24 protein-coding genes and 1 pseudogene are annotated in these 24,739 nt (G+C 50.3%); 9 read left to right on the top strand and 16 right to left on the bottom strand.

Annotated elements, in window-relative coordinates:
* Positions 1 to 76: 76 nt before the first annotated feature.
* Positions 77 to 946, top strand: a complete 870-nt coding sequence (locus WFP70_RS19090) for a hypothetical protein (protein ID WP_283227521.1) — start codon at positions 77 to 79, stop codon at positions 944 to 946.
* A gap of 180 nt (positions 947 to 1,126) precedes the next feature.
* Here WFP70_RS19090 and WFP70_RS19085 read toward each other — a convergent pair whose 3' ends face one another.
* The 15 genes from WFP70_RS19085 to WFP70_RS19015 form a co-directional block, all read right to left on the bottom strand.
* Complete coding sequence (locus WFP70_RS19085) at positions 1,127 to 1,393, bottom strand: hypothetical protein (protein ID WP_283227520.1); 267 nt, start codon at positions 1,391 to 1,393, stop codon at positions 1,127 to 1,129.
* Between the two features lie 580 nt (positions 1,394 to 1,973).
* Positions 1,974 to 3,575: a mechanosensitive ion channel family protein gene (locus tag WFP70_RS19080; RefSeq protein ID WP_282996477.1), complete on the bottom strand. Its 1,602-nt coding sequence runs from the start codon at positions 3,573 to 3,575 to the stop codon at positions 1,974 to 1,976.
* A gap of 52 nt (positions 3,576 to 3,627) precedes the next feature.
* Positions 3,628 to 4,413: a hypothetical protein gene (locus WFP70_RS19075; RefSeq protein ID WP_282996474.1), complete on the bottom strand. Its 786-nt coding sequence runs from the start codon at positions 4,411 to 4,413 to the stop codon at positions 3,628 to 3,630.
* A gap of 96 nt (positions 4,414 to 4,509) precedes the next feature.
* The gene (locus tag WFP70_RS19070) at positions 4,510 to 5,517 is read right to left on the bottom strand and encodes an HAD family hydrolase (RefSeq protein ID WP_282996476.1); all 1,008 of its coding nucleotides are present in this window, start codon (positions 5,515 to 5,517) and stop codon (positions 4,510 to 4,512) included.
* Positions 5,514 to 6,530, bottom strand: coding sequence for an oxygen tolerance domain protein (locus tag WFP70_RS19065; protein ID WP_283227519.1), 1,017 nt, complete (start codon positions 6,528 to 6,530; stop codon positions 5,514 to 5,516). Before WFP70_RS19065 ends, WFP70_RS19070 begins: the two co-directional genes overlap by 4 nt.
* Positions 6,527 to 8,047 (bottom strand): VWA domain-containing protein, encoded by a 1,521-nt coding sequence (locus WFP70_RS19060; RefSeq protein WP_282996472.1) that lies wholly within the window; start codon positions 8,045 to 8,047, stop codon positions 6,527 to 6,529. The genes WFP70_RS19065 and WFP70_RS19060 overlap by 4 nt, the downstream gene beginning before the upstream one ends.
* Entirely contained in the window at positions 8,044 to 9,021 is a 978-nt protein-coding gene (locus tag WFP70_RS19055) for a VWA domain-containing protein (RefSeq protein WP_282996471.1), read from the bottom strand. The genes WFP70_RS19060 and WFP70_RS19055 overlap by 4 nt, the downstream gene beginning before the upstream one ends.
* A complete protein-coding gene (locus WFP70_RS19050; RefSeq protein WP_282996470.1) occupies positions 9,014 to 9,454 on the bottom strand; it encodes a DUF4381 family protein in 441 nt (146 codons plus the stop codon). Before WFP70_RS19050 ends, WFP70_RS19055 begins: the two co-directional genes overlap by 8 nt.
* Positions 9,435 to 10,361, bottom strand: a complete 927-nt coding sequence (locus tag WFP70_RS19045) for a DUF58 domain-containing protein (RefSeq protein ID WP_282996469.1) — start codon at positions 10,359 to 10,361, stop codon at positions 9,435 to 9,437. The genes WFP70_RS19050 and WFP70_RS19045 overlap by 20 nt, the downstream gene beginning before the upstream one ends.
* Positions 10,361 to 11,362 carry an AAA family ATPase gene (locus WFP70_RS19040; RefSeq protein ID WP_282996468.1) on the bottom strand — a complete coding sequence of 334 codons (1,002 nt, stop codon included), beginning with the start codon at positions 11,360 to 11,362 and terminating at the stop codon, positions 10,361 to 10,363. Before WFP70_RS19040 ends, WFP70_RS19045 begins: the two co-directional genes overlap by 1 nt.
* Positions 11,359 to 12,654 (bottom strand): anaerobic sulfatase maturase, encoded by a 1,296-nt coding sequence (locus WFP70_RS19035; RefSeq protein WP_282996467.1) that lies wholly within the window; start codon positions 12,652 to 12,654, stop codon positions 11,359 to 11,361. Before WFP70_RS19035 ends, WFP70_RS19040 begins: the two co-directional genes overlap by 4 nt.
* Positions 12,655 to 12,704: 50 nt before the next feature.
* Positions 12,705 to 14,288 (bottom strand): arylsulfatase, encoded by a 1,584-nt coding sequence (locus WFP70_RS19030; protein ID WP_282996466.1) that lies wholly within the window; start codon positions 14,286 to 14,288, stop codon positions 12,705 to 12,707.
* 101 nt (positions 14,289 to 14,389) lie between these two features.
* Positions 14,390 to 15,580 carry an OmpP1/FadL family transporter gene (locus WFP70_RS19025; RefSeq protein ID WP_282996465.1) on the bottom strand — a complete coding sequence of 397 codons (1,191 nt, stop codon included), beginning with the start codon at positions 15,578 to 15,580 and terminating at the stop codon, positions 14,390 to 14,392.
* A 45-nt stretch (positions 15,581 to 15,625) separates the two neighbouring features.
* Positions 15,626 to 15,934, bottom strand: coding sequence for a YicS family protein (locus WFP70_RS19020; protein ID WP_282996464.1), 309 nt, complete (start codon positions 15,932 to 15,934; stop codon positions 15,626 to 15,628).
* A gap of 24 nt (positions 15,935 to 15,958) precedes the next feature.
* Entirely contained in the window at positions 15,959 to 16,762 is an 804-nt protein-coding gene (locus WFP70_RS19015; RefSeq protein ID WP_283227518.1) for a hypothetical protein, read from the bottom strand.
* Between the two features lie 1,155 nt (positions 16,763 to 17,917).
* On the opposite strand from WFP70_RS19015, the gene WFP70_RS19010 reads away from it, so the two are divergent.
* Entirely contained in the window at positions 17,918 to 18,121 is a 204-nt protein-coding gene (locus tag WFP70_RS19010; protein ID WP_283227517.1) for a hypothetical protein, read from the top strand.
* A 403-nt stretch (positions 18,122 to 18,524) separates the two neighbouring features.
* On the opposite strand, the gene WFP70_RS19005 is transcribed toward WFP70_RS19010, so the two are convergent.
* The gene (locus WFP70_RS19005; RefSeq protein ID WP_442956358.1) at positions 18,525 to 19,586 is read right to left on the bottom strand and encodes a membrane-associated sensor domain-containing protein; all 1,062 of its coding nucleotides are present in this window, start codon (positions 19,584 to 19,586) and stop codon (positions 18,525 to 18,527) included.
* 264 nt (positions 19,587 to 19,850) lie between these two features.
* On the opposite strand from WFP70_RS19005, the pseudogene WFP70_RS26815 reads away from it, so the two are divergent.
* The 7 genes and pseudogenes from WFP70_RS26815 to WFP70_RS18975 form a co-directional block, all read left to right on the top strand.
* A pseudogene (locus tag WFP70_RS26815) lies at positions 19,851 to 19,979 on the top strand (IS3 family transposase); the annotation flags it as partial.
* 409 nt (positions 19,980 to 20,388) lie between these two features.
* Complete coding sequence (locus WFP70_RS19000; protein WP_337024080.1) at positions 20,389 to 21,744, top strand: amidohydrolase family protein; 1,356 nt, start codon at positions 20,389 to 20,391, stop codon at positions 21,742 to 21,744.
* A gap of 387 nt (positions 21,745 to 22,131) precedes the next feature.
* On the top strand, positions 22,132 to 22,473 hold the full coding sequence (locus tag WFP70_RS18995; protein WP_337024079.1) for a type II toxin-antitoxin system PrlF family antitoxin: 342 nt from the start codon (positions 22,132 to 22,134) through the stop codon (positions 22,471 to 22,473).
* Between the two features lie 17 nt (positions 22,474 to 22,490).
* Positions 22,491 to 22,979 (top strand): type II toxin-antitoxin system YhaV family toxin, encoded by a 489-nt coding sequence (locus WFP70_RS18990; RefSeq protein WP_337024078.1) that lies wholly within the window; start codon positions 22,491 to 22,493, stop codon positions 22,977 to 22,979.
* 496 nt (positions 22,980 to 23,475) lie between these two features.
* On the top strand, positions 23,476 to 23,859 hold the full coding sequence (gene cdiI, locus WFP70_RS18985) for a ribonuclease toxin immunity protein CdiI (RefSeq protein ID WP_337024077.1): 384 nt from the start codon (positions 23,476 to 23,478) through the stop codon (positions 23,857 to 23,859).
* Between the two features lie 48 nt (positions 23,860 to 23,907).
* Positions 23,908 to 24,261 (top strand): hypothetical protein, encoded by a 354-nt coding sequence (locus WFP70_RS18980; protein ID WP_337024076.1) that lies wholly within the window; start codon positions 23,908 to 23,910, stop codon positions 24,259 to 24,261.
* A gap of 147 nt (positions 24,262 to 24,408) precedes the next feature.
* A complete protein-coding gene (locus WFP70_RS18975; RefSeq protein ID WP_337024075.1) occupies positions 24,409 to 24,678 on the top strand; it encodes a hypothetical protein in 270 nt (89 codons plus the stop codon).
* The last annotated feature ends 61 nt before the right edge of the window (positions 24,679 to 24,739 follow it).

Raw genomic sequence — 24,739 nt, 5'->3', positions numbered from 1 at the left:
AGCAGTGCATGACGCTTTGCTCTGAAGAGAGGCATTGCGCGCATTTAAACTCAGGAAGTTCTGCGGAGATAACGCAATGTTTGCTGACACAATAAAAGCAATTAAACAAAGGCTCTGGACTCAATATCTGCCCGAACTTAGCGGGAAAGACAAAGACCTTGAGGATCCTTACAACTACTTTTCTGTTTATTTTAAGGACATTAAGGGTACTCAATATTTTCTCAATGGCTTCATTGATGACCCTGACAATGGAAAGCGCTATGGCATTCTTATGGACACAGGTACTAAAAGAGTCCTGCATGCAGACCTGGCAACCCTGATTGAACTGAGAAGTGAAATCATAAACTACCGCAAAAACAGCGCGTTAAGTTACAAAAATATTTTTCTTTTTTTGGTAGATCGCTATACGAAACTGCTCTATCTGAAAAACATTTTCTCTAAGTTCAAAGGCAGTATTGTTTCACTCGTTGTCACAGATACCAGAAGTCTGAGCCATGACCGTTACGCTATACTCAAATTAATGCTGAATGAGTATATCCTTCTCAGGCCAAGCAGGGAAAAAACAGGTTTCAGTGAACACGATATTTTGAGCATGATTCATGGACGTTTGTGGTACAAACACATCCGGCAGGAAGAATACAGTATCAAACTAAGATTACTACTCGATTCCCTTGTCATAACAGGAGATTTAAGTCAGTCTGAAGGAACATACTGGATTCAGAGTAAATCAATTAACACCCTTGTCGACTATGAGAAGGACCTGGCGCTCAGGGAAAGTGAAGAAAAAATTCGCAAAAATATTTTCCGGCTGACCATTGTGATCACTGCCTTGCTGACTGTTATTGTATTAGTACTGCTATCACTGGCGGGCATAGTGAATCTCGAAAGCATCTGGCATAAAGTACTTGAAATCAAACCCGTCAGATTTCTGATGAAGTTTATCTAAAAAGATGAACAACACCCCTGTAGAAAAAATAAGATAATCAGATCATATTTCACTTTAAAAAAGTCATGAGGCAAATTTATCGAGAGGGCAAATACCATATTTAATAAGATCTGCCGAATTCCATGAGGTCATCCGGCATTTTTATCTTTTCCCGAGACAGGAATAAACAGAGTGGTGATATTACATATCTGGAAGATGTTTTATGGGTACAGGGCCGCGTTTGGATGAAGCCAGATTGTATAACCTTCTTTTTAAGATGCATTTAGGACAGGGCGTGACTTTTTTAAAATTATTTCTCGCCATATTTAGTGCGACGATAAATTGTTCATGGCGGCCAATTGCTATCATGTCCTCTTTATGACTGAGATAAATCTGGCATGTTCCGTTATGAAGAACATGATGAGTATTGGCTACTTTAGAGATGCTGATGTAGTAAGTGTATTTCATTATAATTATCCTTAACGATAAGCTAAAGCTGACGACTCAGAGATTGAGTTTTGTTAAGCAAAATTTATTGTTAGAACACAAATCTACACCGCATGAACAGTTAAGTAAACTGTTAGCGTTGAAAACGCTTAGCATAAATGTTCAACCTAACAGGACTTTCAATTCAAAATTAATGAATTAAAGACACAGTTAAAATCATTATTTTTGAATAACATGATAATTAACAGAGATTACCCTACCGTCAATTATATGGATAAAACAACTCTCATTATTGATTAATATGTATATTTGAAGGCTACTGAGTGAGTTGAGGGTAGTTTCAGATACTGATCTGGCCATGCTCTTGAGATAATTTTATGTTCCGGTGCTGCTACACGCACATGAGCATGACTTCAAACTGCATTCGTAATTAAGTCATATTTTCCTGATAACACGCCGACGATACATATACTAAGTAGTAAAAGCATCTTTATTATGCCAACTGAGAGTTATTTTAATCGGTCAGATTCTGCCATGCAGACAACTACTAACTCTGCATTTATAGTATGTTTACGAGTTATATAACGAATGTAACTGCAGGTCATCGTGAAGTACTACCCTCAGGAGGATCCGCCGGTGCCCTGAAACGGTTTTCCGGCTGCACCAACACCGCTCCTTCCGGCTGGCCCACGAAATTGGGTGACATGATCTGTACACCAAACTCATTAAACACGTCCTGTATGTGTCCGTGCAACTCACTGCGCACGCCGGCCAGTGACGCGCCCGGATGAATAATCACCTGCAACTCATAGGCGATGTACCAGTCCATCAGCGACAGCTGCCTGACAATAACGGGCTCGTCTCTCTGAATTTCCGCCGTGCGGCTGGCGGCCAGCTCCAGCATGGCATGCACCTGACGCCACGGCGTGTCGTAACCAATGGTCACAGAAGTGGTGACAGGAACACCCCGGCCGCGAGACTGTGAACTGAGGTTAACAATTTTTCCGCTCACTACTACGGCGTTTGGTATCGTCACTTCATAGTTTTCCCGGGTCAGGAGTTTGGTGGCCAGCATGCCCACCTCACTGACTTTGCCTTCATGGTCGGTAATACGAATGACATCGCCGCGCCGCAATGCGCGCGAATAGGTTAACACCAGCCCGCTCATGGCATGATTCATCACGCCGGCGGATCCCAGCGTCAGCATCAATCCCAGAAAGACGCTGATGCCCTTAAAGGCCAGTGAGTCAGCGCCCGGAAGAAATGGATAGGCAGCTGACAGTGCGAAAAGCCAGATCACTATGCTCACCAGCCTGCGCGTGACGCCGACAGTATCGCGGTGGACGCCGGGTAGTTGCAAGCTGCCTGATTCCACGCGTTGTAACACCATTCTCAGCAGACGCAACAGCAGTGCCGTGATAAAGACAATGGCCAGCACCACGCACAAACCCGGCAGAGCGGAGAGGACAGCCAGACCTATACGCTGCAACAGCATGAGGGTGTAAGCGCCAAGCTCCATGCCCCAGATGCGCGTCCAGGGGAAGAGTCGCAGCACCCAGCTGAGATAAAACCAGCCGGCAAGCGTGCCAATCAGCATCGCTGACGCCGTTGCCAGATGCACCTCAATATTGCCGGTTAACCTGCGGAGCTGCGAGCGAGCGGAGCGATCGCTGCGCAATTCTCGCGCCTGACAATACCGCCTGACGGCCTGACAACCACGCTGCAGCCCCAGGCACAGTGCAATAAGCAGCACCAGGCCGAAGGCCGTTTTCACAGCTGACAGCAGCAGATAGCGGTTTGAATACTGCTCCGACAACGCAGCACGCAAATCTTCCAGCCGCTGCTGCACCCGCAGCGCGGCCTGCGGCAGGGTCAAATCGTCACCCTCATCTAAATCGTTCTGCGACAGCAGCATGAAGGGCTTTTTGTTGATGATGAAGAGCACCGCCTGCTGCTGATAGCGTTTAAGCATCTGCGTTTCGACCGGATGGCGGAGATCTTCGGCGCTGAGATCGCGCAAGGTAGAAACGATGCGGTTCACACGCTCTTCCGGGGTCGTCTGACCATACGTTGCCTGTAACATGACAACCGGCTGATTGAGCAGCACCAGTGTTCGTGCATTCTCTCTGGCCGTGGGTGAGTGACGAGGTTCAGCACCATGCAACGTCCCCGGTAACGCCAGCATTGCGCAGCCAATAAGCATAAAACGGGCAAATATCGACATGAATCTCTCCCCGCGCGTGAACGTGGATGTATCAGTTGAACTGGTAACTGTAAGAGAGCACAAAACGGCTGTCAGGACTGTCCAGATAGGTATTGTTATCCATGACGAACGTCAGCAGGTTGAAGGACTGATGCTCAGTCAGCTTGATGCCCAGCCCGGCTCCGCCGAAGTAGCCTTTATAGTTATCCCCGTCGTCATTTTTGGAGCCATAAGATCCCGCCGCAAAAGCAATGAGCGTCAGCGACGGGGAAAGTGGCCTGAGGGTGAAGACGCCGAGATAGCCGCTGCTGCCGGAGGTGGTAATAGTGTCATAACCAAACTCGGGAGATAGCGAATCCGCAAACTGAGGCGCGATGCAGCCTCCTTCATTTTTACAGCCTATGGTTTCACCGGTGTTATAGGTGTATCCCGCCATGGGGAATATCTGGAATCCTGCTGGCGCAATCCCAAACACGCTGAGGGGGATAAAGGTGCCTACTGAATAATTCGTCTGTGTTGCGCCATTGGTGTATTCGTTTTTACCGAAGTTGAAATTCACTATCCCGACAGGAAACAGCCACGAGCCGCCTACACGCCATTCACTGGCATCGCTGTTGATGCGTGCATTCAGCTTGCGGGCTTTATCCAGCGCCACCGAGCCCGAAAAGGATACGTTGCTGTCGTCCATGTCGTAAGTATCTGACCAGCTGACACCCGCTTTGGTGGTGACTTTGGTGGGGTCATCATCGAGTTTTTGATTATCCTCCCCGGCCAGTGAAAATGACGAAAACAAACAAAGCAGCAGTGCGGTTAAACCCCCTTTATGATTACCCATCATCTTATTCACCTGGTTCTGAACCGTGTCAGCCTTGTGATGCCGGATGAATCAGGCTCCGGCTTAGCCTGCTGAATTCAGTACGACTCTTAAGCCCGTTTATTTCGCGATAGCAGGACACAATGCCGGGTCAAAGACCGTTGCCCAGTCCTGCTTCATATCGACTACCGTCCAGCCATATTTTTCAGCTAGTTTCAGGCCATTGACCAGCGTGCCGCTGGCGGGCGGATGAGCATCGTAGGCGTATTCGCGCGTGCTGTCGGTATGATGAACCAGCAGGCCAAATGTTTTTGCCGCAGGGTTGGTCGAGGTGTATTCCAGCATGGGGACGTCCCCGTCACTGTTGCCAAAGGCAGCAACCGGGCGATGTCCCATAAAGAGGTGGATAGCGACAGGTTTGGCTGTCTCATCATCATAAAACGCACCGTTCATGGTTTTACGTATCTGGCTGCCATTATCACTGAGTGAAAACTCTGAGAGTGAGAATGAGCCCACCACCTGTTCAGGCGGGATGCCATACATTTTTTCGGCGAGCACGCGCATGAAATCCACGCCACCTCCCGAAATTATCCACGTTTTGAAATCATGCTCACGCAAATAATCCAGTAACTCCCGCATGGGCTGGTAACCCAGTTGATCGTACCTACAGCCAAAGCGCGCATGCTTCTGCGTATCCACCCAGGCGCTCACGCGCGCATCAAACTCTTCGGTGGTCATGTTGCTGTGGGTCAGCGCCAGAATATGCATTAAGCCTTTCTTTCCCGCCGCTGACACAGATTTAACATCATTATTCAGCACGGCCTGTACCAGTGCATCACTGCGCCAGTCCGGGTTATGCGGAGCCAGCCGCTTTATTTCATCGAAGGCAAACTGCAGCTGGAACGTCAGCGGCGCTTCGGGCCAGAGCGTCCCGTCATTGTCGAACACCACGTAGCGCTGATTAACGGGGATAAACGTGGCGCTACCCGGCTCTGTAGACTGAGTCACCCATTCCACGATGGCCCGCTTGGCTTTGCCGTCACGCCAGCCTGAAAGCGGCGTATCCGCCGCCAGCACCGGTCCGGATAACACCGTCAGTAATGCCGCTATCACGCATGCTTGTTTCATCTTCTTCTCCTGCTTTGTGGATAGAGTTCGGGAAGGGATGTGATCGTCCAAAGTCGCCGCCAGGCCAGAGCGGCGAAGCAGATACCACGCAGCAGCAGATGGCGGGCGAACCAGATGCAGATCAGCAGAACAACGCCTGTGCCAGCCAGCATGACCCAGAGCCAGCCGGCCAGACCGGATTGCGCGCGAAGCACCTTCTCACTACCTGCCTGCCGTGCGGGCAAAATGTCATAACGCTTGCCGGGCAGGGTAGCCAATTGCCACTGCTGGTGTTGAGTGTCCCACCAGCGCAGCTGGATCGGCGGCAGAACCAGGGGGCCAGAGGTATCAGGCAGATAACGTAATTTTTCACTGCGCTGGCTACCAATCACTTCGTCTCGCCCCTGCGTCAGGGCTTGCGTTACCGGCGTGAGGCGCTGAGTGGACGCGCCGGGTAAATCAATAAGGATGGGCGGTATCTGAGCGGGGATCACCCCCTGCGCTTTAACCACCACTTCGCGCTCAACCACGTCACCCACATGCAGGTTTTTATCCTCACCGGCCCGAAACAAATTCAGCGTCTGCGTCAACTTCAGCGTCTGCGCGGGCAGAAATCGATCGGGTTGCTGTACGCCTTTGGGCCAGTGAATCGGGATGTCCAGAGCGGCCAGTGACACTGTTTTAGGCGGTTGCCCGGCTGACTCCAGCGTCAGGACCATTTGTGGCAGCTGTAAAGAACCCTGGTCCCAGGCCATGAGGTCTCGCTCCATCCTCACCCCGCTCCAGCTGACGCCCGCCGCCTGTTTAGTGACCAGCTGGTTGGGTATGTTACCCGGTACCAGCGAGCCGTTGACAATGGTCATGTCTGGCCATTCAGGCGGGGGATTAAACCAGCTGTCAGTCCAGAATGTGATGGCAACGCGCAGCGGCTGACCCGGCACGGCTGCGGGAGGCGCCACCAGTTCGCGTGTGATGTCCATTGCACTCCGTGCTGAACAGGCAACAAAGATCAGACACAGCAGTAATATTCTCATGGTGCCTCCGGTCCGGAAGAACGATAGAAATTCTCCAGCAAGCCACCCGGCGACACTGTCAGGTTCTCGTACCACTGATTGACCTGTAGCGCTGCACGGGCGATTGGCTGCAAATCTTTCTGTTCTGCACCCTGATCTTTCTTCAGATCATTTTTCACTTCATCAGGATCGTAATTTTTTTCTTTTCCCTGCTCAGCCTGGCGATCGCGCTCCTGCTGACGCAGCTTCATGATAATGTCAGCGATCAGTGCCCGGTTATGTTGCGCTATCTGCCAGTCCGGGCGCAGGCTGAGTGCCTGGTCGTAGGTATTCAGTGCCTGTTGCCATTTTTTCTGCTGGGCGAGACTGTTGGCCAGCCACACCAGATTCTCCGGGGTGAGTGGTGCCTGCAGAAAGGCGGCACTGGCGGCGCTGAAGTCCCGGGCATAATAAAACGCAATCCCCTGGCGAAGAGGATCCTGGTAATGCTGTGCAGCCTCTGCATAGTGGCCTGCTTTAAACGCACGCTGGCCCTGTATATCTGGTGAAATCCAGGCATCAAGCCATGCTGAACGGGCATCCGACGGAAGTCCCGATAAGGTGAAAGCAAGCAGAACCACCAGCATTCCCTGTCGCCGCCAGAACAGCACGAGAAACAGTATCGGCACCGCCAGCCAGTAACCGCTGTTATGCCAGGGCAAATCGTGCCGGTGATTTTCCTGCTGTGTCAGGCTGGTCTGAATATGCTTACGGATGGCAGAAATATCATCGTCGTCAGTACCACTCGCAAGCGTCACGGGAATGCCGTTGTCACGGATCTGACTAAAGCGTGATACGTTGAGCCGCGTATCAATACCACGCTGAGCATAGGTCTCCGGTAAGGCTCCGCCACGCGCTGTGCCGGGCACCCAGAGCTGAAGGGGATAGGATTGCTGGCCCAGCCATGCCGCTTCATCGGGGGCAAGAGTATCTGCCACCAGAACCATGCTGCGAGGGGTGGCCGGAAGACTTTTATCAGCCAGGGCCAGTGCTGCCCGTAAACCCTCGCCTTCCCCCTCTGGCATCAGTGTTGGCTGCTGGGCGTTCAGAAACAGGGCGTAAAACGCTGGATCACGCGTCAGCGGCGTTGTCAGCCAGGCACCGTTGCGGTAGACGATTAACCCGAACCGGCTGCCGGGCATCTGCTGCATCAGCAGCATCAGTTTGTGTTGCATACGCTGATGACGATTAGGTGGCAGATCCTGCGCCAGCATGCTGAAATCCTGCTGGAGAATGATCATCACATTACTTTGCGGCGTCACGCCATCCGGTAGTTGCTTGTGCCAGCTCGGCCCGGCCAGCGCAATTCCGGCCAGCGCGATGATCCATGGAACCAGCCGCAGAGGCGGGTTTGAACGGCGAATAATCATCGCTCGCGCAAAGGGTTTATCCATTATCCGGTGCCAGACACTTCGCGGCGCTTTGAGCCACCATGCTAAAAGCAGACAGAGTGGCAACGTCAGCAGCCACCATGGCTGAAGGAAATGAAATGACGTCATCTTCTTGTCTCCCGCAAGCGTCGCCAACCAGCCGTGATCAGCAATAGCACAATCACCATCCCCAGCGGCCAGCCAAATAACGGGACTCTGGTGGAATATCCGAGCGTCTTAACCTGTGCAGGTGTCTGAGCATCAATGTCACGCCAGACATTTTTCAGCGCATCACCCTGAGTACTCGCCTGCCAGGCCCGTCCACCGGTCAGCTGGGCGATTTTTGCCAGCAGCGCATTATCCACCTTGTCCTCTCCGCTGGCCTGTGGATCGCCAAAGGCGATGGTATCGACCTGAACATGATGTGACGCTGCAAGTTGTGCAGCCAGTTCGGGTGAAAGCTGCGATGCGGTATCATTGCCGTCCGTCAGCAGAATGGCCATCCGCCCCGCGTCGCTGTCTTCACTGCTGTCCAGCATTTTGACGGCAACCCCTAGCGCATCGCCAATCGCAGTCTGCTGTCCTACCATGCCGGGCGTTAACTGATCGATACGTGTCAGCAGGGCCTGCTTATCCTCACTGAGAGGCGCAAACGGCCAGGCGCTGCTGGCAAAAATCACCAGACCGATGCGATCGCTTTTTCTCTGAGCGACAAAGGTTCTGACCGTTTGCTGAACCGCCTGCAGCCGGGTAAGTTGCGGGCCGGCATCATTTTTCTCCATCGACCCGGATACATCCAGAATCAACACCAGATTGCGCATCGGCTGCGTCACCAGCGTGGGCGGCAGCCGCCATTCCGGGCGAGCAAGGCAGGTCAGCAGCAAAATCCATATCAGCCAGAACACGCCACGCTGGGCGATCGGTAATGCCGGGGGATCGCGGCGAAGCGACAATTCAGCAATGAGCGTGGGCAGGAAAGGCACCCGAACCTGCTCGGCGACCTCGGGGGCAGGGGGCAGAAGAAAACGCATGACCAGTGGTAATGGCAGTAACAGCCCAATCCACGGCCAGGCAAACTCCAGTTGAGCGATGAGTTCAGACATCGGGAAGCCCCTGCAGCCAGCGCTTAAGCTGCTGTTTGAGTGAAATTAGCTCCCCCGGAGCCAGAGTGTCATCCCGCTGGCAGTAGCGCTGGTTCAGCTTTTCGACCAGTTCACTGCTGAGAGGCAAGTCATGCAGCAACTGGATGACATAATGCTGGCTGCTTACCGTTATTCGCGGCTGATGAATCAGCTTGACCTGTTTAATCCAGTTCAGGCACTGGTCTGCCCCGGCCAGCATCGCAAGCTGACGCGTAGCCTGACGACGCCAGTCATTTCGTCGCCAGCGAGCAATGCGCAGCAGCAGCCACAGACTGGCCGTCATCAGCAGGATGGCGGCCAGCCAGTACCATCCTTCTGGCAGTGGAAGCCAGCTGAGCTCTGTGGGCAGCGCAGGATTTTGCAAACGCGGAACGCTAAAGCCTTTTTCCAGCACGTGCGCCTCCGGTCTGAAGCTGATGAAGTATTGGTTCACCGACGTTAATCTGACGAACCTCGATCCCCAGACTGAGTAACCGCTTCTCCTGGCGTGCCAGACGACCGCTGGTCACGTCCGCAATCTGGCGTTGTAGCTGTGGGGAAAGGGATAGGGCAACGCGCTGTTGCTGGTAGCTGGCTGCAAGCTCACCTGAAGCAGGCAGGCGCAGGTGAACGTCATCCAGCACGACAAAGGCGCTTATCTCACACCGCCTGCGCAGGCGTGCGAGGAGTGCCTCGCACTCAGCGTCCATGTCATGAAAGTCGCTGATCATCGCAACCCAGCTGCCGGCGGGAATCTGGCGGCTCATCTGCTGCAGCAAATGGGTGAAGCTGAGAGGTTGCGCCGGTTCACGCGGGTAACGTGATGCCAGCGACTGGTTCAGCCTCAGCAAATCTGCAAACAGAGGGTGAAGCGAGCGTTTTGGTGAACGGCAGCGCTGAAAAGCGATTTCATCATCACTGAACACGGCGGACCCGAGCCGATCGTTATCGTGCCAGCACCGCCAGGCCAGCAGTGCAGCGATTTCGGCTGCCGCTGCCGACTTGGTCTGACCGCGGGTGGAAAAATACATGTCCAGCCGCTGATCGACTAAAAGAATTACCGGACGCTCCCGCTCTTCATTGTAGAGCCTGACCCAGGGCGCGCGCAGGCGCGCCGTGGCCTGCCAGTCAATCAGCCTTACGTCATCACCCGGCTGATAGCGCCGCAGGCTGTCAAAGTTCAGCCCGCGCCCCTGCTGACGCGAGGTCCGCTCTCCGGCCATGGCGCCAGGCGGCAGTTGCGCAGGAAGGTTGCTCAGTTGCTGTGCCGCACCCGCCAGATGCATCAGCTGGGGTAACGTCACGGTCAGACGCGCGTCCATCAGGCCACCACGGCGTCAAGCAGCAGACGAATTACGTCGTCCTCGCTCTGATTATCGGCGCTGGCCTGATAACTCAGCATCAGACGATGACGCAGTACCGCCGGTGCAATACGTTTTATATCCTCAGGCAGGACCGCATCGCGGCCTTCAAGCCAGCACTGCGCACGGGCAGCCCGATCCAGTGCCAGCGTACCGCGTGGACTGATGCCTAACGCAACATAGCTGGCGAAGGTTTCACTTAGCTGTGCCGGCTGACGGGTCATCTCCACAAGATTAACAATGTAGTTCTCCATGGCGGGGGCAACGTAAATGTCTGAAATCGCCCGCCAGCAATCTGCAATGTCTCCCTGAGTGAGCATTACGTCCGGCGTAACGACCGGTTTCGCCGATGCATCATGTTCAGCGCGGTATTTCTCCTGCTGTTCGCCGCGAACCAGCTGCATCACGCGTTGCTCATTCTCTTTCGTCGGGTAACTGACCAGCACTTTCATCAGAAAACGATCTAATTGCGCTTCCGGCAAAGGCCAGGTGCCTTCCTGGTCCACCGGGTTTTGGGTAGCCAGCACCATAAACACGCCTGGCAGGGGCCAGCTCTTACCGGCAACAGTTACATGGCGCTCTTCCATCGCCTCCAGCAGAGCAGACTGCACGCGGGCTGAGGCACGGTTAATCTCATCCGCGAGGATTACATTGCCAAATACCGGACCCGGACGAAAACGGAACTGATCTTCTTCTCGCGTGGCATGCTGCTGATAAATTTCACTGCCGGTGATGTCAGAAGGCAGCAGGTCGGGCGTGAACTGAATTCGGCTGAAGACGCCTTCAACATGGCGGGCGAGTTCCCTTACTGCACGGGTCTTTGCCAGCCCCGGCAGGCCCTCCAGCAGGACATGGCCATCGCAGAGCAGGGCAATAATCAACATCCGCACCAGTTCCTGCTGACCCAGCACCTGAGTATTCATACTTTGTTCAAGCTGAAGCATCTTTTCGGTGGCATTCATTTCCGCACTCCTGCAAAGTCACGTTTCAGTAACGTGGTGATCCCCACCAGAATGGGCTCGGCATAATTAAAGAACGCTTTGATCCCCGGGCACAGATAGTTCAAGCCCAGTTCACCATCGGGGGTCCGGACCAGACGGTTTTTGGGGCATTCACCCCAGCAGAGCTTCAGATGCGGGCATTCCCTGCAATATTTTGGCAGGGTGTCGCGCTTACCCATACCGAATGACTGCTGACGTTCAGAAAAGGCCAGGTGAGAAAGCTTGCTGTATTCAATGTTGCCTATCTGATATTCCGGGTAAACGTAGTGGTCACAGGAGTAAATATCGCCATTTTTTTCAATGGCGAGCCCCTTGCCGCAAAATTCTGACGCGGTGCAAATCTGCGCCGGCATGCCCATCGTCTGGGCTACCGCGGTTTCAAAAAGGTTAACCTGCACGCGTCCCAGATCGTTATTAACCCACTCTTCAAAAACCGCTATCAGAAACTGCCCCCAGTCATAGGGGTCAACGGACCAGTCGGTCACAATGGAGTCCAGATCGCCCGGCCGCGCGCGTCGCGTACCGGTGACAGGAATGGTGTCATCACGCCAGAACTGGGGTGCCGTGCTTTTGAAGTCAACAGGCTCTACGCAGGGGTTGAACTGCACGTAAGTGGCACCCAGCTCGCGGGTCACGAAGCGATAAACCTCCAGGGGGAAGCGCGCATTGGTTCTGTTGACGGTGACCAGTGCATTAAATGGCACATCATGGCGCTTGAGCGCATCCACGCCCTCCATGACTTTATCAAAAGTGGGTTTGCCGCTTCGCGTTACGCGGTACCGGTCATGTAATTCCCGCGGCCCGTCAATCGAAATGCCCACCAGGAAATGATGTTTCTTAAGGAATGCTGCCCATTTGTCATTGAGCAGAACGCCGTTCGTCTGGAGATCGTTTTCAATTCTCTGGTCAGGCTTTTTGTACTGCTTCTGAAAAGCGACCACTTTTTCGAAAAACTCCAGGCCCATCAGCGTGGGCTCGCCTCCCTGCCAGGAGAACACCACCTGGTCGCCATCCTGCCCCTCGATATACTGCCGGATGAACTGTTCTAACACTTCATCGCTCATCCCGGTGTGCCGGTCCTGGTGGAGCAGCTGTTCTTTTGACAGGTAAAAACAATAGGTGCAGTCAAGGTTACAGGTGGAGCCCGAGGGTTTGGCCATGACATGAAAGCGGCGTTTGTATACAGGCCCTTTTCCGTTGTACTTCTCCGCGGAGGGTAAGGGTTTTACGGGCAATGTAGTGCTGTATTTCATCTTGGCCTCCGAAAACCGGGCAGTATTTTGCCCGGTAGGGGTGAGCAGGATCAGTTGGTCGCGGGGCTGCCTTCATCAATGAGTTTTTGCACGTCAGAAACCGTGAAAGAACCCGGTTTCTGGCGTGGCGGAAACTCTTTGAAGCTCTGCAACATATCAGCGGCGTATTTCTGCGCCCCACCCAGCAGGAACAGACGGTCATAGAACCAGTGGTTGTAGTCCATGCCATCAGAACCGCGTTCAAGCGGGTCGATTTCCAGATCGAAAATTAGCGGAGTACGGAGTTTGACGAACGGATACTTCCACAGATCCAGGCCGGTATGTTCCTGAATCATAAAGTGAGCCTTCCAGCGACCGTAGCGCATCGCCAGCAGGTCACCGTCATCGCTCCAGTAGAAGAACTCTTTGCGCTGGTCCGGACCTTTACCCTGCAGGAAGTCCAGCTGGTTATAACCGTCCAGATGCACTTTGTAGGTCATGGCATTGGTTTTGTAGCCTTTAAGCAGTTGCTGCTTGATATCCGGTACGCCAGCCGCAGCAACCAGGGTAGGGAACCAGTCGTTACTGCCAAACATATCGTTGATGACCGTACCAGGTTTGATGTGACCCGGCCATCTGATCATCGCCGGTACACGGAAACCGCCCTCCCAGCCGGTGTTTTTCTCACCCCTGAACGGTGTCATCCCTGAGTCAGGCCAGGTCGCGATCATCGGGCCGTTATCTGTGGTATAAACGACAATGGTGTTGTCTTCGATGCCGAGATCTTTAATTTTCTTCAGCACCTCACCGATAATCTTGTCATGCTCAACCATCCCATCCGCATAATCACCCAACCCGGTCACCCCTTTATCGGCCGGCTTGATATGCGTTTTGTTGTGCATGCGCGTGGTGTTATACCAGGTGAAGAAAGGTTTGTTGGCTTTGACCTGCCGTTCCATAAAGTCGTTGTTTGCCGCCAGAGTCTCCTCATCAACGGTCTCCATACGCTTGGTATTCAGCGGACCGGTATCCTCTATTTTTCCGTCAGCAGTAGACTTGATAACCCCGCGCGGTCCGAACTGTTTACGATAGGCCGGGTCTTTAGGATAGTCAGGGTTTTCAGGCTCCTCTTCTGCATTGAGGTGGTAAAGGTTACCCATAAACTCATCGAAACCGTGCGCGGTGGGTAAAAATTCATCCCGGTCACCGAGGTGATTTTTACCAAACTGACCAGTGGCATAGCCAAGTTGCTTAAGAATGCTGGCAATAGTGGGATCTTCTTTTTGCAGACCCTGTGGCGCACCTGGCATGCCCACCTTGCTCATTCCGGTACGGAACGGCATCTGTCCGGTGATGAAGGACGAGCGTCCGGCGGTTGAACTCTGTTCGGCGTAGTAAGACGTGAATTTCGCCCCTTCAGCGGCAATACTGTCGATGTTCGGGGTTTTATATCCCATCATTCCCTGGTTGTAGGTGCTGAGATTCCAGTAGCCAATATCATCACCAAAGATCACCACGATGTTGGGTTTACTTTTGTTTTGCTCCGGTGCTGTCTGCGGCGTTGTGCTGTTATCCGCAGCCAGAGCGCTACCGGAACAGCAGGCGACCGTCAACATCGTCGCGAGCAGGGATTTGCAAAAAGGGACTTTTAACATTTCTGCGCTCCAAAGTGGGGGCTCATAAGGAACGGCAAAAGTGAGCCGCTCCGCTTTTACGACTAAACAAACTGCACTGCACTAATCTCCTTTCGGTCAGGTTAAAAAGTCTGGCTGTAGTTGATGCTCAGGAAGTAAATGGCAGGATTGTCATAACTGCCTTTTAGTGCCGGAGCCGTTACGTGTGAGGAGTCCATCATCAGGTATTCAAAGGCAGCGCCGATATTGCTGGAGGGGGTGAGCTGATACTGTGCTCCCACGCCGAATCGCCACGCATCACCGGACGGCATGGTCAGAGACGTATCACTTTGTGAACGATAGAAACTGCTGTCGTAAGCCACACCGCTGTTGAGACGCCAGCGATCATCAGGACGAAACTGCAGTCCCAGCGCAGTGTGCCAGGTATCTTTAAGGCGGTTATTCCGTTCAGGTGTGGTATCCACCAGGGTGACCTGATTGGCGCCGTAGGCGCTCCAGTCCTGCCAGCCTAAGTCGCCCATCACTGACCACTGAGTATTAATATCGTGGACAAGGCTGAACATCAGCTGAGCAGGCGTATTCACCTGCGCAGTGATCGGCAGGCTGTATTGCTGATTCGGGAGCTGGGGGAAACGGGCTGCGCCGTCGATACTGAAGTGATATTCGGTTTTGCTGGTATAAGTGACACCCGCGCGCGTCGCATCGGTCAAATCAAACAGCAGGCCGGTGCGAAAATTCAGCGCCCAGTCATGATCGGACTGTTTCTGATCTGAGCCCGCGACGTCACGCGTCAGAGACAGGTAGCCGTAATTGATCCCCACGCCTACGCCCCAGGACACCTTATCGCTCAGCTTCCAGGCCAGCGCGGGGCTCAGGGTCATCCCCACCAGCGTGCTTTTTTTAATGAGCCGGTCACCGGCCCACTCCCCAAAATCGAGCCCCAGGCCGTAATTTCCATACAGCCCGATGCCTGCAGACCACTGATCGTTGATGCGCTGATGGTAAAACATACTGGCCCCGGGAAACCAGCCGATGGTATTGCCAGGACTGTTACCCTGTAGCCCAGCATCATCGTCAAGCCGGTAGGGCGTATCACCATAAAGAGCCTGTAAGCCGCCCGTAAACATCCGGTCAGGTAGTCGCGTCATTCCTGCTGGGTTTGTGACAAGCGTGGAGGCATCCTGCGCACGCGCCGCCTGACCAGCACCAGCTAGCCCGGTATCCTCGGTCGCAATTTCATAAAGGTAAAGACCCGCGGCATGAGTTGGGAGGGACAAACAGCCACTTAAGATCAAAGCAGGATACAGTTTCATCGTGTCTCCATTCCAATGCAGACCGGTAAGAAAAACGGATCTGACTTACAGCATTGATGGGCAGCGTATATCAGCCAGAGTACGTGCATAACGAACCCGATCGCCCGCTTTCATAGCATCGGCTGCTTTAATAAGCGTCTGATGGTTTTCAGGATCGGCCATAAAGGTGCTGCGGATTTTTTCATCCGACACTTGTAGGCTTATGCGGCAATGGGTCCTTAAATCATTAATCATCGCCTGCTGGCGCAGCGCAAAACCAACGCTGTCATAGGGGGCTGCATAACCGGCGGCAGAGATGAAAACAAGCACTGCCGAAGCAAACCGTCGAAATTTAGGATCTGTAAATAGGTGCATAGCTATGCTCCCAGGTGAATTTAATTAGTTAAGAAATTGCAGATTGAGCCCAAAGAAAATCTGCCAGCGCGCCTGACCAGGACCGTGGTCGGCAATGCTGCCCTGAGGCTCAACAAAGAAGTTATAAACCGTTTTGCCGCTCTTGATTACCTGGCCCACACCAAGACCAAGAGGTATGCCGTAACTGTCATTCTGGAAGTTATAATTCCAGATGGGCGCGGAGCGGAGATACGTGCCACCTCCCAGCTGATAAAAAGCGAACGGCTGGAAGGCGCCGATATTGACGTCGCTGCGGTTCCCCTCTCCGGCGAAGCTGTGCTGCCAGGAAGCCAGATAGCCATACTGAAATACTGGCGAGCTGGCGTTAAACAGCACGTTAACCAGTCCTGCAGACCATTTTTCGCTGCCTAGCGCATGTTCAGAAGCTGTAGGCGCAGTAAGCTGCGGCCCAAACCCAAAGCTGATCGAGGGATTGCCGGTATCAATTAACCAGGCGGTGAAGAGGTTCAAATCTCCGGTGCCGGTCTGATGTCCGCCGCCCGGCCCAACGGGATAGGTATTTACAGGGAGAGAGGCGCGTAACAGCCAGTGGCTTTCCTTCAGAGAAAAAGGTTGTGCATAGCGCAGCCAGAACTGGTTAGCATCTTTATCAGTTCCGCTTACATCGCCAATATAATAATTCTGCATATTAAATGCAGTCATATTGGCAAGGGGGTTATTCGCCTGAGCGGAATCCCCCTGCGGTTGTGCTGAAGAAGCATTGAATGCCAGGACAAATAACAAACCCATCACCAGTGCTCGATTAAAGCAAGCCTTCGCAATAAACATAGCGCCCTCAATATTCTAGGAATAAGGACGGAGTAGTTAAACCCCATTACAAGCTATACCTGGTGAAATTCAAAGGTAGAAAGCACTGATTATATTAATATTTTGAAACAACCTTAGTTTCAAATGTACCCGGACGCAAGAGTAAATTTCAAAAAAATTTCGACGATACTCAGTAATATTGCCCTGTAGGAAAGACAATAGAATCTAACCTGAGCAACAAAAAACCCAGGGCTTACTTAACTCATTGAAATAATAAAATAAATTAGATAAAAGGTTGAGTAAAAAGGTAGATTTAACCTCTCAAAAATCAGACTTTCCTCACAAAACATGCAGGCAATGAAAATAGGGAACACTTAAGTTTAGTGTTGCTCAAACTGTAATTATCTGAAATATAATTAAATAACAATAAAAGCAATATATAAACCCAATCAATCTCTACTTGGAATTGGTAAAGTCATTTGCAAGGGGAAAGCGCCAATTAATAATTACGCTCCATGACTTTATAAAAAACCACGAATTACTTTAAAAAACATTACAAATCAATGCAATATGCTATTGTCACTTATGTTTAATTTGGCGCTAAATTATCACCATGAAATTATAAATGGCCTATCACTATTGCATTGAATAAAAAGTTAAAAAATGTTAACTGCATAACGTTTTTGGGGTAAATGGAGGAGAGTTACTTAATCAAGTCGAAAAGCTTTGTCTGCATAAGATATATTTTACATAAAAAATCGTCTTCACAGTCAAAAAAGTTATTGGCTAAACTCATCGCCACATTCATCGAGTACCACTCCAGTCACTCTTGAAGGATTTCTAAAAAACCAAGAGTTTCAAGTTAAAATCATGCATCTATTATTAAACCTATCTCTAATCTTTGGCTGATTTTTCATTGAATTATGCATGTTATGCCACGACTAATCGGATCGGTACGTAAGCCAGTTCCTTACGTAAATTTGGCACTAAATAATTTCTCAGTTAGGCAAAATGTGGGCCAACTTTAATCTTCGGGATTTTCCAAAACTCTCGCATTTGTCTGAAAATTTCGTATAACTGTCGAACTCATGCAAAGTTTGATTGCAGGTAAGAGGTCACATCAGTATAAATACTTAATTAAGAATTTTCTAATTGTGGATAATGATAATGGGACACATGCCTGAAGAAGTAACTTCATCCCCTTTGCTAACAGGTGTCATCGGGGAAGCTGTACTTGAGTTAATTGATCGTGGCAGAATTGTCGACAGCGTAGGCATCGTGACTATGCTTGAAAAGAAAAAGCGTGCATGCGGCGCTCCTTCTGTCTCGCGTATCATCGATGATGCGCTCTTCTGGATGCGTAAAGGTGCCTCCGGTTGATCTCCAGCCTTTTAAAAGCAACAACTAGGTGGAGAATAATAGGCCATACTCCTCTCCGATGCAGAGGCTGAGGTGTTTTTTAAACACGTGGTTATTCAAGAGGCTTTAAGATGATAAGAAGCCCATCAGTCTTGGCATTATTTCTTACTATACTCAACTGCTAGACTTAATGGGCAGCAACTGCTGATTAACGACCTTCGCACTCAGTGCCGGATCCTGCAGCAGATATCTGACGAGAAAATTAATTCCACTTTCCTCGCGATAACTGAAAATCACCAAAGTTGGGGGCTGCGGCAGATGCTTTACGCATGAAAAGCCGTGAAAACTACAGCCAGCAATTCTCTCAGATACGTTGCTCGGATATGTCATGATTTGCTTAGATCCTGCCCACATTTGCGAATGTTTAATGCGCCCAGCGGTTGCGACCCTGATGCTTTGCACGGTATAGCGCCTCATCTGCCAGGGTAATCACCTGTTCCGGTGCCAGCCCGCCGCGTGTCTCAGCAATGCCCATGCTGACCGTGACCCAGCAACTGATATCCGAAGCGGAATGCGCTATGGCGGCCTGTTCCAGTTGTTGACGTATGCGTTCAGCCACCATTATGGCCTCTTTCGTTGTTGCGTTTGTCAGAACCAGTGTGAACTCCTCACCACCGTAGCGCGCGACCAGATCCTCAGGTGAGCGTACCGCAGACTTCAGCACACGGGCTACCCGGGTCAAGCAGTCATCTCCGGCCTGATGGCCGTATGCATCGTTAAAGCGCTTGAAGTAGTCCACGTCCAGCATGATGAGCGAAAACGCCGCACCCTGCGAACAGAGCTGGGACAGATAAGATTCCAGCGTGCGGCGGTTCGCAATTTCTGTAAGTGCGTCCTGGCTTGCCATGAGGTCCAGTCGACCAATCAGTAGCTGATTCAATTCAAAACGATGCCAGGCGTCGCTGAACCACCGGTTGAGGTTTATCCGTCCGTATACAAGAATTACCGTCAGAATGAGCCACAGTACAATGAACTGTGGAATAAGTCCGAGATTCAGCTCAAAGCTGATGACTGGCATGGAGAGCCACATCGGCATTAAATAGCAGAGCAGGCTGGACAGATGAAAATAGAGCGCGGCAAGACCGGATAACATTAGCACACAGATAAGTGGCCAGCCAAACGGGAGCTGCCAATGGGCAACAAAGTAGTACGCGGTCACTGACCACAGCACACTGATAGCGAGCAGAAACACTTTTGCCAGCAGTCTGACCGGCTTACGTAAAAGAAAAATTAGTGAAAGCAGCCCGAGAGAGGCGGTGATAATGAGGGACATCGAGAGGTCAATCCATGAAAGCAGCGTTTCACGCTCCATGGGCGTTTGGGGAATTGTGTCGAACAGTTTGCTTCTCATTAACACCATGAGCGCAAAGCTCACGTTGACGAAGGCGAACCAGGGCAGACTCCTTCTGAATGCATGCCTTATCATTTCATCCCGTGTCGTCCATGGTTCCAGCCCCTTAACCCGCCTGCGTTCTATACCAGTGCTCATAGCCGCCTCGTTTTATCCGGAATTAAAATGAGCATATATCACTGCAGGCAGATAAGTGAGCAGAGGCGATTAAATCTGGCCTGTTATATCTAAATACGTTTTACCGAAGCGCAGATAGTCTTTGCCCCTAAGCAGGCTGAAATGGGTAGGTCAGCCCGAAGTCTGCCGGAGCCGGGCAGCTCCGACGCTGCGTTTTAAATCTGGCGAAAAAAGTACCGCAGGATTCCTCCAGAACTGAGGCACATGCGGCAAGTTGATAAAGAAAACCATCGCCTTAAGAAACTGGTTGCCGACCTGAGCCTCGACAAGGCCATTCTGAAGGACGAATTGGGTTAAAGGTGCGCACAACATAGGATAATGATAAAAACCTCAGCAGCAGGTAACAGCAAAGCGCAGTACAAAATGCATAACCAAAACTATATTTAACATAATTATGATTTCGCGATTTTTGATCTAACAAACTGAAAGATAAAGCTTTTATATAGACGTGAGGCTAGAACTTATTCCAGGCAATCGGCCGGGAGGGCTGATTATCAATCAGAAAGTTAATCGCCGTTAATCCAGTAAGAGAACCGCGTTGTTTTTCGCTCAATGACAAGTAACTGAGATTGCTACTTAATCTTCGACAAGATGCGCACATTGCCAATGAAATCAGGCGTTAAGACTCACCGCTATCTAATCATCATAATGGCTGCGCCTATACTCTGAGTTATTCCCATTAACTCACAAAGGAGTAGGTATGTCCTGTAAACTTCGAGTCGCATTGTTTACCGCCAGTTGTTTCTCTGCTTCGGTTAGCGCCGCCCCTGACAACACTTTGCTCATCCGCCAGGGTTACCTGTTACCCATGACAACCAACGGAGAAGACCAGCCTTCTACCGACATACTGGTCCGCAATAACCGGATAGTGAAGATTGGTAAAAATCTCGTCGCTTCGGATGCAAAGGTCATAGACGCCCGCGGCAAGTATGTAATGCCGGGGTTCGTCGATGCACATAATCATTTATGGGTCACCACCATGCGTGGCCAGTTCAGAAACAAACAGGGAAAATTTTTCCCTGTGAGTAACAAGTTAGCAAAGGCCATGCAGCCGGATGACACCTGGCAGGCCATGTATTTTGGTTCGCTTGAACTGCTACAGTCTGGCGTTACTACGACGGGCGACTTCTTCGATAACATTCGCGGTCCAGCCTGGGGTGATGCTGGATTCAAGGCGCTGCAAAAGAGCGGTATACGCGCCATCATGTATTACGGTGGTCCTGACAAAACCACGAAAAACACGATTGATTTGACGCACCTGGCTGAACTCCAAAAGCAGTCAACCGAACGTGTTCAGCTCGGGCTCGGCTGGCGAATCCCTCGGGATTTATCCAGCCAGCAGAACTGGGCAATGCGTGATAAAGAATACAGGTTTGCGGTTCAGCACCGATTGCCGATTCAGGTGCATGTCAGCGGCGATGCCCGCGCAATGTTTGATGCACTGATAGACCGTCAATATTTATCGCCATCGTTGACGGTGGTACACGCAAGTGATGCGCTCCCGCAGCAGTTGCAGGCTTTGCAGAAAGCGGGCGGGGGACTGGTTTTAACACCGGTTAGCGAGCAACGCGTCGGTTATGGACTGACGCTGCTCAGTCACTTTAAGAGTGTTGGAAGGCAGGGGCTGGGCATAGATGGCAATGCATTATCTGGCGGAGCTAACATGTTCGAAGCACTTCGCACCGCAGCGCTGACTGAAAGCGGTGAAGCTAAAGATGAAGCGCTGCCAGACCCGCGTGAAATTCTCACGCTGGCCACGCGCCGCTCTGCTGAATCAATAGGCCAGGGTTCATTAACTGGCTCGCTTGAAGAGGGTAAGCGGGCAGATATTCAGATAATCAATCCCAATACGCTAAACATGGCAGCATTTGGCGGAGGTGACCCTGCTGCGCTCATCGTCTACTCGGCTCAGCCAGAAAATGTGGAGACGGTCATTGTCGACGGCCGCATTATCAAAGCGGATGGAAAACTGCAGGGTATCAATCTGGAGCAGCAAATGAGAGCCGCGAATGCTTCTGCAAAAAAGCTATTGGAGCGAAGTGAACCACAGATGTAATGAGGTCTGTTATCCACTTTATTGGCTGCTGAAATTGCAGTTTGTGACCACTATTTAACGTGAACCCTCATTTTCTGGTGACGCCACCGGCGGCATGAAACGATCCGCCGGATTGACCAACACCTGATTTTCCGGTTGCCAGACCTTCCTGTTTGTGGACTCACACCTGATTTGCGCATATCTCTAATGCAATGCACTTGCATTACATAATGCAAGTGCATTATTCTTCTCTTGTTCGAAAATAAAATCACTCACAATGTGTAAATCCTAGCGGACTGGTAATCCAAGCACTGTCATAGATAGTGTGCTGGGTAGCGATGGAACAAATCTTCCGGCGAAGCATATTCGCCCCCTTACGCTGAGGGATGGAAGTAAAGAGGTACAACGATGGCGACTAACTTAAATATGGCGGACGTATCACTGCGCGCTGAGTCACGGCTCACCGAACGCAGTCAGACCACGATCCCGGCAGCAATACGCGATGCCCTGCATTTGAAGCCAGGTGAGTATATCCACTATACACTCCTGGCTGGCGGAAAAGTCATCATGTCCCGGCAAGAAGAAGAGCAGGACGATGCTGTAATCTCACAGTTTCTCACTTTTCTCGAAAGCGACATGAGAAAAAATCCGCAGAATATTCACCAGGTGCCGACAGCGTTCTGGGCGGGCATTAAAGCTCTGACTGCCGGAGTTGAAGTCGATTTAGATGCGCCGCTTACAGACGACTAAAGTGTAAGTGAGGTTGCATGGATGTTTTAGAGATTAACGGCTGGAAAATATGCTTTCACAACTGCTTTCTAGAGCAAATTGGTCAGCTTGTGCAAACTGTGGCCGAGCTAAAGGCAGCCAAACCGGATGAGTATCAGCGGAAGAAAGAAACAAAGCTCCTGAAAGCAATAGAGCAAGTCATTGAAGAGCGTATCGTTGTCGATCCTCTACACACGCAGTTCCGTCAGGGAAGTACGCTGGGCAATGAGTATAAACACTGGTTCCGTGCAAAATTTTTGCAGCAGTTCCGCCTGTTTTATCGTTGCAGTGCTGAACACAAAACCATTGTGATTGGCTGGGTAAATGGCTTTGACACGCTACGTGCCTATGGTTCTAAGACGGATGCATATAAGGTGTTTACCGGGATGCTCAATGCGGGCCATCCTCCGGATGACTGGGATAAACTTCTCCGTCAGGCAAAATCTGCAACTGAAGGATCGTCAATTTCGGGTTTTCTCGCAGAGTAATTAGACTCGGCTCGTTTAATCGGGCCTTATTTAAATTTCGGTTCAAACAGGGGCTCTGTAAAATGTAGCAAGATACCATAAGTTCTTTAGAGCAAGGTGTACCAGTTACCGCCTCGTAATTTAACATAATAAGTACTTCGTGATCTTTTATCAATAGACCTTGGTTTAATGAGAATGCATTTTATGATGCAGTGAAACAATACAATGTGAAAATTGTGAGCGAAAAACCAACTAGCTTTAAAAGTACTATAAAGGTTAATTATTTAATACCTACTATGGTAAAACTGGCAATCTAACAAGGAAAAAAACAAAACCCTATATTATCTAAAGGTAGATACTGATAAAGTAATGCTAGATCTTGGTCAGCTGGCAGCGATGGTAGGTTATAAGGATTCTATAGCATATGATGCTATGGCTAGCAATGTGACATTCAGGTTCTATTTTGATAAAGAAACAGGTATAGTCACTAACGTTCACCCGAAATAGGATTTAATAGATGAAATTTTTATTTGATTTACCTTATTTAAAATCTGACCAATATTTGGTGATAAAAAGCTATTTTGATCTCATGTATAACGATGATCTTTTTTTAAATGCTGCAGAGAGTATAATGAAAAAACAATCATTCATAAGAGATGGCGTCTATTGCTTTTTTCCTAATATGAATAGTTACGATGAAAGTGAGCATTTTGAAGGTGTGGAATTTGCTGTAGGATATCCCCCTGCAGAAGCGGATACAATCAATGTCAGCGAAGAGATTTGTTTTCAATATTGTCGTATGGCATGTGAAAGGTATTTAAAAATCCACCCTGAAAATGCTGGGAAGTTGAACGATTTATTAGCTAAGCTTTCAGGTTTATATAGGCTCCCATCCAACTAATAAATTCCAAAAAAATTAACAAGATAAAATTATTATTATGAGGAGATTATGGGCTCTTTTTTTGATATAGGATGTAAGCCATATAACAACAACTCTGGCGAAAGGGGGCTTTCAGTAGGACTTAACAGAACAGCTTCCAATGCTTTAGAAGCATTGTTCGATGAGGCCTTGCAGAAGCGTCATCCTGATATACATGAAAAAATCATGAAGTACTTGCCTTTAGATCAGATAAGTTTTAGCGAGTTGAATAAAGAAGAGTTTAATTTAGCTGTAAATGAGATTCAAAACTGTATCCATAGCCTAAAAGCACCAACTGAATGGCGATCTTATGAGAAACGAATGTGGGATGATGAGATAGGATCACTTTTTCAACAAGATGAACGTTATCAACAGGGACGTTAGTGTGAATAGCCCGGCCAAAATCAACTATAAGGGTCTTTCGTTTTTAACTAATAATAAATTTGCAATCAAAAGGATAGATGGAGCCCCTAGAAAGATGTTTAAACCAGCCCCATCTGATCATGGTTACAAAATAAACTTGGAACTTTAATGTACAGTATTAACGATCTTTACATATGCCGGATATGTGGCGCTAAGCAATCAGGCCCTCCATGGGGAGATGATGGAAAAAATGCCAGTTTTGATATCTGTGATTGTTGTGGTGCTGAATTTGGGTATGAGGATGCGACCTTGGAGGGATTAAAACGCTACAGGAATAAATGGCTAGCTAATGGTGCCAAATGGAATAACTTGAAAATGAGGCCGGAGGATTGGTCGATAGATGAGCAGCTAAAGAATATCCCTATTGAGTATCTTTAAAAACAATTAAAAAAACCCTTTTTATGCCGGGTTGTCTTAAATTATGTTTGGACTATTCGCT

The sequence above is a fragment of the Pantoea sp. USMM079 genome (assembly GCF_037153115.1).
Lineage (GTDB): Bacteria > Pseudomonadota > Gammaproteobacteria > Enterobacterales > Enterobacteriaceae > Pantoea > Pantoea communis.
Note: the sequence above shows the minus strand (reverse complement) of the source record. Positions and strands in the feature narration are given on the sequence as shown.